Below are 11834 nucleotides of genomic sequence, written 5' to 3' on the forward strand. Positions count from 1 at the left end.
GGGGTGGCTCCGCTGACGTTGTCTCAGTGGCAAGGTGAGATTTCAGTGAACAGGCATATTTCGCGGACGGATGTCGAACAAATCGATCACACGGATGACAGCGGGTTTGCGATAGAGCACGGCGGACCGCCATCCTCAGCAATCGCGGTAGCGCTGGCCCGTGGCCTGGAGACCAGTCGGGACAAGCACATCATCCATATAGCTCCCTCGGAACGCAGTGCCGAGGAGATCGCCGGCGCCTTGCGTCAGTTCCTGCCTGACGCGGATATAATCTTGCTGCCGTCCTGGGATTGCCTGCCTTACGACAGGGTGTGGCCCACACGCGCCAATATGGGGCGAAGGCTTCGTGCGTTGCGTGAGATCGCAACGAAGCCGGATCGCCCGCGCATCGCTGTAATGTCGCTCGAAGCCATTCTGCAGCGGGTGCCGCCTGCTCCGGTCATCGCTGGCGGTTTCACAATTCTGGAGGTGGGACAAAAGCTCGACCGTGACGATTTCAGAACCTGGTCCGAAGCCATTGGCTATGTCGTCGACGAGAGGGTCGACGAACCGGGTGAGATAGCCTTTCGGGGCGATCTCATCGATATTTTCCCTGCTGGCGCGGATGGCCCCGTTCGCGTCATCGTTGATCCCGATGCCTGCATCCGGCAGCTCAAGACCTACGACCCGCTCAGTCAGCTCAGCGATCAGGTTCGAGACTCGGTTACGGTCGGACCGGCATCCGAGCTGATCTTTAAAGCTGGTGAGCATCCTGAGTTGACAGCGATGCGCACGACGTCGATGGAGGAGCGCCTGGTCGCATCGTATGGCGCTATGCCATCCGTCTTCGATGCGGCTTCCAGCGCTTCGATCTCCTTCCTTGAAGGGACCGACGGGCAGCCGCTCGGCAGAATTCTGGATCTGGTCGAGGATGCACGTCGTGCCAGGCAGGAGGCAGCCGGAACGAAAAAACCTTTGCCGGGACGATTTTACCTATCCCGTGAAGAGTGGGACGCTGCTCTGCTTAACCGCTGCTGCGTGAGACTAGCCGTTTCTGCCGTGGGAGTTCCCAAATTCTTCCGTCAGGCCCGACCCGGGTATGATTTCGCGGAATTCATCAGAGGGCAGACGAGTGCCGGAGTCAGAGTAGTGTTCACCGGCGATGCCTCTGAACTGCAGCGAGCAGATCGCCTGCTCGATAGGAGACTAGGCCGGCGGGCAGAGGAAGCGGCCGACTTGCCGCAAATCCTTTCGGCCGCGAGGGGCTCTGTTCTCAAGGCTGAATTCGTCCTCGACGAAGGGTTTGTCGACGCGCAATCCAATATCGCCGTGGTGGCCGCATCCGACCTGTTTGGGCCCGCGTTAAAGGCGAGCGGGAGCGCGACCACGGGCATACTCGAACCCGAGTTGCGCATTGGCGATGTCGTCGTCCATGAAGACCATGGCCTGGGCGTGCTCGCCGCGGTCGAACAGGTCGAGTTGGCTGGCCAGCAACAGGATGTCGTCAGACTGGAATATCATGGCGGGGCTTCCTTGCTGGTTCCGGTCGACGACTTTGGACGAATATGGCGCTACGGCTCGGAACCGGAGGCAGTGTCGCTTGATCGCCTCAAAGGCGAGGGCTGGCCGAAGCGACGCGAAGCTGCGTTGCGCGAGATCGACAGGCTGGCCAAACGCCTCTTGAGTCTTGCCAAAATCAGGTCCAGCCAGCCTGCCGAGATCATAAAGCCCTCCCGCACGGACTTGGCCCGTTTTGCGGCGAGATTTCCCTATACGGAGACGCCCGACCAAGCGGCCGCCATCCGCGCTGTGCTCGATGATCTTTCGTCGGGAAGAACAATGAACCGGCTCGTCTGCGGCGATGTCGGCTTCGGCAAGACAGAGGTCGCCCTGCGTGCTTGCGCCGCCGCGGCTTTCTGCGGGAAACAGGTTGCTATCATAGCGCCGACAACGGTGTTGGCACGACAGCACTATGAGACGTTCAGCCGCCGCTTCGCAGGAACCGGGCTGCAGGTCGCCCACCTTTCAAGAATGGTCGGGGCAGCGGACGCGAGAGCGGCAAAAGAGGGTCTGCGGAGCGGCCAGGTTGCGGTCGTTGTGGGTACTCAGGCCCTGGCGTCCAGGAGCGTCACCTTCGCCAATCTTGGACTGCTGGTGATCGACGAGGAGCACCGGTTCGGGGTCAAGTTGAAGCGGGCCCTGCGGACCATGGCGCCTCGCCTCCATACGCTGAGCATGAGCGCCACACCGATACCCCGGACGCTGCAATCGGCGTTGTCAGGCATCCAGGACGTCAGCGTTCTAAACTCTCCGCCCGCCAAAAGACGTCCCGTTCGCACGATCTTGGCAGCGTTCGATCCAGCATCGGTGCGCGCGGCCCTCCTGCGTGAATTTCACCGGGGTGGACAGAGCTTCTTCGTGGTCCCGCGTATCGAGGATATTGCCCCGGCCTGTGACCAGCTGAACAGACTGGTGCCGGAACTCGGGGTCAAGACGGCGCATGGTGAAATGAAAGGGAGACAGCTGGACGAAGTCATGGTCGGATTCGCCGACGGTGATGGCGACATTTTGTTGAGCACCGACATCATCGAGAGCGGCCTCGATGTGCCGCGGGCCAACACCATCATCGTTTGGCGCCCCGACCGGTTCGGTCTGGCGCAGTTGCACCAGCTGCGGGGCCGGGTCGGAAGGGGGGCGGTGCAGGCCATAGCGTTTCTTCTGACCCAACCTGGCGTTGAACTGGCCGAAGGCACCAAGGCCCGGCTTTCGACGATGCTTGCGCTCGATCGGCTCGGCTCCGGCCTGGCAATCAGTCAAAGAGACCTCGACCTGCGTGGCGCCGGAGATCTTTTCGGCGAAGACCAGGCCGGGCATATGAAGCTGATCGGAGTGGGCTTGTACGAGCACTTGCTGGAGCGGGCGGTCTCGGCGGCTGGCGGAGGGGCCGACTTCGGCAAGCAACTTGCCGAGATCAATGGCTCGGGAAAGGGGGCTTTTCCCGGGAGCTATGTCGACGAGCCTACGGTGCGCGTTGGCCTCTATGCGCGGCTCTCCCGCATCCGTTCGGAGCCGGACCTCGATACATTCAGCGAAGAGCTCGAGGACCGCTTTGGAGACATGCCTGGCGAAGTAGCCCTTTTGCTGGAATTTACCAGGTTGCGAATAGCAGCGTCGGAATTGGGCGTCGGCAAAGTCGATGTCGGTCCCGAGGCCATCGCGATCACCCCTCGGTACAAGCCGTCGGCGTCCCAATGGCGGAACAGCAAGGCGTTGGGCCTGGACTACCGGAAGGGCCGCCTGATTTTCAGGCCGATCCAGCCCAGCGTCTCAGGCATCGATGCGGTTCGCTTAGCGCTTGATGCCCTACGCGCAGCCCAGCCAAAGCACGAGATCTGACGAGCCTTTTGTCTCCTGGGGCCATCGGTGCGAATGGTGCACTGTGGGCGGCCGTGCGTTCGCAGGGCAGCGTTCAAGGCATGGTTCCGGTTTGATGGGGTGTCATGGCAGCCATGTTTTCATTCAGGTGGGCCATGATCCAGATAGAGCCCAGAACCACCAGCGCGACGATCAGCACGCCGAAGGCCAGGGCCAGGATGTTGTTGGTGTTGTCCGGCCCGGTGGTCAGGTGCAGAAAGAAGACAAGATGCACGCCCATCTGCGCAACGGCGAGCACCACCAGGGCCGAGATGACCGCGGGCTGGTAAATCAGGTCGGTTCGCGCCGCCAGGAATGACGCGATCGTGAGCAGGATGGCCAGGCCGAAGCCGAGCACATAGCCCGAGAGGCCCCCAGCCGTTTCGTGCTCGCTTATGTGTTCCTCGCCCGGCGCTGAATCGCGGCGGTCCTGCAACTCGCCGGTCTTGCTCTCGAACTCGGTCATGACGATGCTCCCAGCAGATAGACCAGGGTGAAGATGGCAACCCAGATGATGTCGAGGGCGTGCCAGAAGAGCCCGAAGCAGTGGAGCCGCCGCAAGATGTCGGGCCGAAAGCCCTTGACCCACAGCTGCGCCATCATCGTTCCCAGCCAGAGCAGGCCGAGACCGACGTGGGCACCGTGGCAGCCAACGAGCGCAAAGAAGGCAGAAAGAAATGCGCTGCGCGAGGGGCCTGCCTGCTCGCCGATCATTGCCGCGAACTCCTGTAGTTCCAGGAACAGGAACGCTGCCCCGAGCAACCCCGTGACGAGAAGCCAGAACTGCGTGGCAGCCATTGATCTGCGACGGGTGGCGAGTGTTGCCACGCCGCCGGTGAAGCTCGAAGTGAGCAGAAGGCCCGTCTGGACCGCAACCCGTGTCGGTTCGAACAGATCCTTGCCTGTCGGTCCGCCGGCGGTTGCCTTGGCGAGCACGGCGTAGGCGGCGAAAAATGCCGAGAACATGATGATGTCGGACAGGAGAAAGATCCAGAAGCCGTAGGTCACCGTGACGAACTTTGAGGCCGGGCCGCCTTCTCCGTGGCCCGTCGCAGAGCGCACCGCATGCCGACCGGTGTGATTAAGCCGATACGGGTCCCGTGCCTGGGTGCCGGCGCTGATGTCGCCGGAGAATGCGTGATCGCTCATGCCGGGCGCTCCCACCCGCGCAGCCAGGCAAACTGGGCTGCCTTGTGGTCATGATCGATGCGGGCGACCTCGTCGACAGGGATCTCGTAGTCTCCATGATCGCGCCAGGCGAATACGACGAAGGTTGCGTAGGCGCCGATGAAGCCGACGATCGCCAGCCACCATATATGCCAGATCAGCGCGAAGCCGATCAGTGTGCTGAAGAAGGCGGTGACGAAGCCAGTCGGGCTGTTGCGAGGCATCTCGATCGGCTCATATGCCTTTTCCTCGTCCGCGCTCTGTTCGATCCCTCGTTGCTTGATGCTCCAGTAGGGTTCTTCGTCTTCCACGTGAGGCAGCCGTGCATAATTGAAGACAGGAGGAGGGGAAGATGTCGACCACTCCAGCGAACGCCCATCCCACGGGTCGCCGGTTTCGTCGCGAAACTTGTCGCGATGCCGGATCGAAACGAATAGCTGTGTGATCTGCAGCGCCGCGCCGGCGATCATCACCACCACGCCGAAAGCGGCCACCACCAGCCACGGCGCCCAAAGGTCCATATCGATATGTTGCAGGCGCCGCGTCATGCCGAGCAGACCGACGATATAGAGCGGTACGAAGACCAGCATGTAGCCGGCCAAGGTGACCCAAAATGCCGCTTTTCCCCAGCCTTCGTGCAAACGGAAACCGAACGCCTTGGGGAACCAGTAGGTGAAGCCGGCGAATGCTCCAAACAACACGCCCGAGATGATGACGTTATGGAAATGCGCGACGAGGAAAAGGGAATTGTGTAGCACGAAGTCGGCCGGCGGGACGGCAAGCAGGACGCCAGTCATGCCGCCGACGGTGAAGGTGGTCACGAAAGCCAGTGCCCAAAGCATCGGCGTGTCGAAACGAACGCGCCCGCCATACATGGTGAAGAGCCAGTTGTAGATTTTCACACCGGTTCCCACGGCAATGACCGACGTGGCGATGCCGAAGGCGGCATTAACGTCCGCTCCGGCACCCATGGTGAAGAAGTGATGCAGCCAGACCATGAACGAGACGATGCAGATGAACATCGTGGCCGCGACCATCGAACGGTATCCGAACAGGGGCTTCGATGAAAAAGTCGAGAAAATCTCGGAAAAGATTCCGAAGGCGGGAAGCACCAGGATGTATACTTCGGGATGGCCCCACGCCCAGATCAGGTTGACGAACATCATCTGATTTCCACCAGCTTCGTTGGTGAAGAAGTGGAAGCCGAGATACCGGTCCAGCGTCAGCATTGCGAGCGTGGCGGTAAGGATCGGGAAGGCTGCGACAATGAGCAGGTTGGACGCGAGCGAGGTCCAACAGAACATCGGCATTCGCAGATAGCCCATTCCCGGCGCTCGCATCTTGAGGATGGTCGTCACCAGGTTGACACCGGTGAGCAGCGTGCCGACGCCGGAGATCTGGATCGCCCACAGATAATAATCGACACCGACGCCCGGCGAGTAGGCGGTTTCCGACAAAGGGGCATAGGGCAGCCAGCCGGTGCGCGCGAACTCACCGACCACAAGCGAGATGTTGACCAGCAGGGCTCCGGAAGCCGTCAGCCAGAAGCTGACGGAATTGAGCGTCGGAAAAGCGACATCGCGTACGCCAAGCTGCAGCGGCACGACGAAATTCATCAGGCCGATCATGAACGGCATCGCGGCGAAGAAGATCATGATCGTGCCGTGCGCGGAAAAGATCTGGTCGTAATGCTCCGGCGGGAGGTAGCCCGGCCCGTGAATCGCCAGCACCTGTTGTGTGCGCATCATGATAGCATCGATAAAACCACGAAGAAGCATGAGCATCGCAAGCACAATGTACATCACGCCGATGCGCTTGTGGTCGACCGAGCTTATCCACTCGCTCCACAGATATGGCCAGTAGCCCTTCACCGTTATCCAGCCAAGCACGGCGGCTGCTGCCAGAAAGACGCCAAGGGCTGCACCGAGGGGGATGGGTTGATCGAAAGGAACGACCGACCAGTCGAGCTTGCCCAGCATCGTCATTCTGCGCCTTGTGGATGATGGGTCATCGTTGCCGCCGCCGCGGGTAATGCCCTTGGGCTCACCTGTGGCTCGCCGCTGGCTGCGCTCTCAGCAGGGCCCGGACCCGGTGGGAGCGTCTGCTGAACGACCGCTTCGAACAGCCCAGGCTGGACATGACCGAAGGAAGCCGGCGCCACATTTGTGCTTTGCCGGGCGAGTTCGCGATAGGCGTTGGCGTTGAGCACGCCGCCCCCGCCACGCAGCGATGACGCCCAGCGGGTGAAGGCATCGGCTGAAACCGCGCTCACACTGAAATTCATATCCGAGAAGCCGTCGCCGCTGAAGTGCGCCGACTGGCCGAAAAAGCTGCCCTCGCGGTCGGCCTGCAGATGCAATTCGGTCTGCATGCCGTTCATGACGTAGACCATGCTGCCAAGCTGGGGCACGAAGAACGTGTTCATCACGCTGGCCGAGGTCAACTTGAAACGCACTGGAACACCGGCGGGGATAACCAGTTGATTGACAGCGCCCACGCCCTGCTCCGGATAGAGGAACAGCCATTTCCAGTCGAGCGCCACCACCTGAATGTCGAGCGGCGGCTGGCTAGAAGGGATCGGTTTGCGCGGATCGAGCTGATACGATCCGTAGTAGATCAGACCGCCAATGAACAGGATGGTGAGCGTCGGGATCGACCAGACGATCAACTCCACGCGTCCCGAATAGGTGAACTCCGGGTTATAGCGGGCGTTGCTGTTCGAGGCGCGGAACTTCCAGGCGAATGCCAGAAGTGCAACAAGCGTGGGAACAACGATCACCAGCATCACCGCCAGCGAGTTCAAAAGGATCGTGCGATTGCCGACGCCAATTGGTCCTTGGGGATCGAGCACTCCCCCCGCGCAACCGGGCAAGAATGCGCCTCCGAGGATCCAGAGCAGTTGGCGTGTCAACTTAGGGCTGGATGGCAACAACACCGGTTCTGCAATCTCTCTTTGCGGGAACGCGTGCTAGGGGCATGCGTTCATCGGGTTTCCATCTGAGCCTCCCCATGGCGCGGAACCTCGCGGCACTTCGCAGGGTGTCGCCCCCTGAGCGAGTGCCCCAACTGTCGCCGGCCGGGTTTGTTCCGCTGGACCGAGTTACTCTGTCCGATGGTCCCGCGTTCGCCAATCCGACCATAATTTCAGAACGATGGAGGCTCGATTGGCCTAGCTATCGGCGACGCTGGCTCCCGCACGAATTTCAATTTCGGCGGGACGGCGAATACCCTGAATCGCTCAGCCAGATTATCGAGAGCCTGACGCATGCCCACTCCCGCAGCAGCCGCACCGTGTCCACTGATGACCATCTGGGGGCCCAAGGCAGCCAGATGCTTCACGGACCTTTCCGCTGCATCCCAGTCTGGCGTGAAATAGCGCGGCGGACCGTGCATCTCGAGATCCTGAATGGCGACTTCATAGACCGACTCCTGACCGGTGGTGATGAAAGCGTCTCCTACGATGAGCGAGCGGTCTTGCTCGCGCCAGAGCGAGATATGCCCAGGGGCATGTCCGGGTGTGTGCAGCCATTGCCATCCGGGCATTCCGGGGATCGATCCATCGGCGGGCAAGGGTTGCAAACGGCTGCCAAGATCGATTGGCCCGCGTGGAAAAAGCGGTGAAAGCAGCGCCATCAGTCCACCCCCAACCCAGGGATCCGGTGGCGGATAGGATGTGGTTCCGTCCAAATAGGGGTGCTCGAGTGGATGGGCGAAGACAGGCACGTCCCAGCCATTTGCGAGTTCTAGAACCGTTCCCACATGGTCGAAATGGCCATGGGTCAGGATGATTGCAGCCGGCCGTGCGTTGACGCCGAACCGCTTTTCCGCGACCGCTAGAATGCTGCTGCGAGACGTCGGCAACCCGGTATCGATCAGCACCCAGTTCCGATCTCCGCTGCCCGGTGCGCCGAAGAACACGACATTCACGATTGCTAGCCGCAAGTAACCCAGGTCCGGTGCGATGCTCCAAGCGCCGTCGCCACGATCCTCGCGCCTGGCGTGGTCGATCTCGGAAAGTCGAATCTGAACGGTCATGTGATCCCATACCTCTGTTGTTGCCGAGCAGCCGCTCGAGTGGATGACGGCGGCGGTACATCGCCCGAACTTGGGACGGGCCTCCTTGTTCCTCATTTGCCACGCGGCTCCCGGACAGTTCACCACCGGAACAAAGGCTCTACCAATGGGTTCGGCACTACCCGGCCACGCAAGGACGAGCTGGACTGAGCAACGAACATGGGGCGCGCCCGACCGAATTCGGTATTTCGCCAACGCGGTTCCCGGTCCGGACAAGGCGGCCGAGTTCGAAGCCGATTGCCCAAAGGAGACTTCGAAAAATGAGCGAAGTGGGACGCCAGACGGAGGCCTCGGTTCCGGAAGCTTCGCGCTTCGCCAGTTTTTTCATGGCAGGCTTTGAATGCTCCTCGCACCGGCGCAAGGACGGCGTTCGCCTCGATCTTATTCGTGCGACCTCGCATAATTTGCATGCCCTGGGCGACTACCGCGGCTGCGCCGAACTCGGCCTTCGCACCATCCGCGACGGCCTGCGTTGGCATTTGATCGAAACCGCTCCCGGAACCTATGACTGGTCAAGTTGGGCGCCAATGATCGAGGCAGCCCGATCGGCAGGTGTTCAGGTAATCTGGGACATCTTTCACTACGGATCTCCGGACCATGTCGATCAGGGCTCGCTGCATTTCATCGACGCCTATGCCTCGTTCGCGGCAGAAGCCGTCAAGGTACACCGTTCGATCACCGGAACATCGCCTCTGTTGTGTCCCATCAACGAAATCTCCTTTTTCGCATGGGCTGTTGAGGTCGGCTATTTCCCGCGTGTGGGGCCGAACAAACGTGGATGGTTCAAGCGGCACCTCGTGAAGGCCGCCATCGCGGGTGTTCGTGCAATGCGGGAGATCGATCCCACCTGCAGATTTGTCTGGGCCGAGCCGCTTATCCATATCGCCCCTCGTGACCGGACCCGCAGCGAACGGCGCCGGGCCGAAAACGCCCGACAGGGGCAGTTCGAAGCTTACGACATGTTGCTGGGCCGCGCCGAACCTGAGTTGGGCGGGAGCGAAGATGTTGTCGATGTCGTGGGCTTGAATTTTTACCCGCACAATCAATGGTACGTAAACGGGCCGACGATTCCGATGGGACACCACGAGTACCGCGCCCTGTCGGAAATGTTGCTAGAAGTTGCTCACCGGTACGGCAAGCCGATGTTCATTGCGGAGACCGGCTCCGAGGGATCCGGCGGGCCGGCTTGGCTCCACTATGTCTGCGACGAGGTGCGTTCCGCAATCAGTCTCGGAGCGCCGATCGAGGGAATTTGCCTGTACCCGATAACGGCCTACCCGGGCTGGGACAATTCGCGACATGCCGAGGTCGGTTTGTTTTCCGTCATCCAGGCTGACGGCAGGCGACACCTGCGCAAACCCACAGCAGATGAACTGGCCCGTCAGCAAGCTCTTCTCGTCGCGGACACGATGCCTTGAAGGGGCCTCAAACGAGGGAGGGGCGGGCGGGCGGGGGTTTCGAAACGCCGCCCGCGCCGGTGCGGTGCATCAGCTTTTTGCAGTCGCCCCAGCCTCGCGCAGCCTGGCATATCGCATGGTAACGTCGCTCAGATTTTCCTTGAGCCAGTTGGCCATGGCTTCCTCTTCGTTCAGGTTCTGCTTGAGGGCCCTTTCAGCATCCTGGAAGCCCCCGGCGTCGGCCAGTACCAGCAGCGAATTGTAGGCAGCAATCTCGTAGTTCTCGAATGCGAAATTCGCCAGGCTGTTCTTGATGATCTCGTCGCCGGCCATCGAATGTCCAATGGCGGCCACGCTGCCAACCATCGACAAGGCAGTGTCCTTGAGGGTGGAGTGCTCCTCGCCAAGGCCCTCCAGGACGGACTCGAGTCTCGTGATCTGGCCTTCGGTTTCCTGAATGTGCCGGCGCAAGCGATCGGCCACCTCCGGATAGTTCTCTATACGCTCGACCTGAGGCTTCATGATCGACAGCGCTTGATTTTCCATGGCGTGCGCGTTGCGCAAGCCGACGATAAATATCTCGCGGCTTTCCGAGTTGAAGTTTGTATCCATCGAGTTTCTCCTTCTGATACCCGCCCGATCTTCCGTCTTGGAAGAAACTATCTTCTCGGCTCGGCCAACAACGGCTCCTCCGTGCGCGCCCAGGCCGGGAGGCTTTTTTGGATGCGCGCGAAAGTGGCCAGAGCCTGTCCGACTACCTGGTCCATGTTGTAATAGCGGTAAGTTGCAAGCCGACCGACAAACCAGACGTCTGGGCAGCTTGCCGCGAGCGCTTCGTAGCGCTTGTAGAGCACTTCGTTTTCGGGCCGGGGCACGGGATAGTACGGGTCCCCGATGTCCGTGGGGTATTCGTAGGTCAGGCTGGTCCGCGAACTCTGCTGGCCGGTCAGATGTTTGTACTCGGTAATGCGCGTGTAATCTTCCGTCTGGGGATAATTGACCACGGCAACCGGCTGAAATTGCTCGCAATCCAGTGTAACGTGCTCGAAACGAAGCGAACGGTACGGAAGGTGCCCGAGCTGCCAGCCGAAATATTCATCGATCGGGCCGGTATAAACCATGCGCCTGAACGGTATCTTCTCACGAATTTCACGGAAATCGGTCTGCAGCATGATCTTGATATTCGGATGGTCGAGCATGCGCTCGAACATCCGAGTGTACCCGCCGGCCGGCATTTTCTGGAAGCTGTCGCTGAAATAGCGGTCGTCACGGTTGGTCCTGGTCGGCACTCGTGCCGTGACAGATTTGCTTAGCTGACTGGGATCGACGCCCCATTGCTTTCTTGTGTAGCCGCGGAAGAATTTTTCATAGAGCTCGCGCCCCACGGTGCTGACGACGACGTCCTCAGCCGTTCGGACATCCTCCACCGTTTCGCGTCGCGACGCGAAGAAATCCTCCAGCTGTGCCGAGGTCAGGTCCAGCCCGTAAAGCCGGTTGATGGTGTCGAGATTGATCGGGATGGGAACCAGTTGCCCGTCCACGGCCGCCAACACCCTGTGCTCGTACGGCCGCCATTGCGTGAACTGCGAAAGGTGGTCCACGATCGTTTGGCTGTTGGTGTGGAAGATGTGCGGGCCGTAGCGATGGATGAGGATGCCGGCTTCATTGTAGCAGTCGTAGGCGTTGCCTCCCACATGGCTGCGGCGATCGATCAGCAAAACGCTTTCTTGACGCTGCGACGCTATCCTTTCGGCAAGCACGCTGCCGGCGAAACCCGCGCCGACGATCAGCCAATCGAACATG

The 11834-nt window shown here is 60.7% G+C and carries 9 protein-coding genes; 2 read left to right on the forward strand and 7 right to left on the reverse strand.

Annotation, left to right across the window (positions count from 1 at the left end):
* The first annotated feature begins 45 nt into the window (after nt 1-45).
* On the forward strand, nt 46-3375 hold the full coding sequence (locus tag NKJ75_RS24785) for a DEAD/DEAH box helicase (protein WP_352500311.1): 3330 nt from the start codon (nt 46-48) through the stop codon (nt 3373-3375).
* Between the two features lie 73 nt (nt 3376-3448).
* Here NKJ75_RS24785 and cyoD read toward each other — a convergent pair whose 3' ends face one another.
* From cyoD to NKJ75_RS24810, 5 genes are all read right to left on the reverse strand, one after another.
* Nucleotides 3449-3859 carry a cytochrome o ubiquinol oxidase subunit IV gene (gene cyoD / locus NKJ75_RS24790; RefSeq protein ID WP_023687822.1) on the reverse strand — a complete coding sequence of 137 codons (411 nt, stop codon included), beginning with the start codon at nt 3857-3859 and terminating at the stop codon, nt 3449-3451.
* Nucleotides 3856-4542 carry a cytochrome (ubi)quinol oxidase subunit III gene (locus NKJ75_RS24795; protein ID WP_023681134.1) on the reverse strand — a complete coding sequence of 229 codons (687 nt, stop codon included), beginning with the start codon at nt 4540-4542 and terminating at the stop codon, nt 3856-3858. The genes cyoD and NKJ75_RS24795 overlap by 4 nt, the downstream gene beginning before the upstream one ends.
* Nucleotides 4539-6539 carry a cytochrome o ubiquinol oxidase subunit I gene (cyoB, locus tag NKJ75_RS24800; protein WP_023744489.1) on the reverse strand — a complete coding sequence of 667 codons (2001 nt, stop codon included), beginning with the start codon at nt 6537-6539 and terminating at the stop codon, nt 4539-4541. The genes NKJ75_RS24795 and cyoB overlap by 4 nt, the downstream gene beginning before the upstream one ends.
* 2 nt (nt 6540-6541) lie before the next feature.
* Nucleotides 6542-7507, reverse strand: coding sequence for a ubiquinol oxidase subunit II (gene cyoA, locus NKJ75_RS24805; RefSeq protein WP_084627195.1), 966 nt, complete (start codon nt 7505-7507; stop codon nt 6542-6544).
* A gap of 197 nt (nt 7508-7704) precedes the next feature.
* The gene (locus NKJ75_RS24810; RefSeq protein WP_023668030.1) at nt 7705-8595 is read right to left on the reverse strand and encodes an MBL fold metallo-hydrolase; all 891 of its coding nucleotides are present in this window, start codon (nt 8593-8595) and stop codon (nt 7705-7707) included.
* 299 nt (nt 8596-8894) lie between these two features.
* On the opposite strand from NKJ75_RS24810, the gene NKJ75_RS24815 reads away from it, so the two are divergent.
* Nucleotides 8895-10052, forward strand: coding sequence for a beta-glucosidase (locus tag NKJ75_RS24815; protein ID WP_352500312.1), 1158 nt, complete (start codon nt 8895-8897; stop codon nt 10050-10052).
* 69 nt (nt 10053-10121) lie between these two features.
* Here NKJ75_RS24815 and NKJ75_RS24820 read toward each other — a convergent pair whose 3' ends face one another.
* Together NKJ75_RS24820 and glf are read right to left on the reverse strand one after the other, a co-directional pair.
* Nucleotides 10122-10643 (reverse strand): ferritin-like domain-containing protein, encoded by a 522-nt coding sequence (locus NKJ75_RS24820; RefSeq protein WP_023687824.1) that lies wholly within the window; start codon nt 10641-10643, stop codon nt 10122-10124.
* Between the two features lie 47 nt (nt 10644-10690).
* On the reverse strand, nt 10691-11833 hold the full coding sequence (gene glf / locus NKJ75_RS24825) for a UDP-galactopyranose mutase (protein ID WP_023681140.1): 1143 nt from the start codon (nt 11831-11833) through the stop codon (nt 10691-10693).
* Between the last annotated feature and the right edge of the window lies 1 nt (nt 11834).

Origin of the sequence: Mesorhizobium sp. M0058 (genome assembly GCF_040323095.1) — a bacterium.
In the GTDB taxonomy this organism is placed as follows: Bacteria; Pseudomonadota; Alphaproteobacteria; order Rhizobiales; family Rhizobiaceae; genus Mesorhizobium.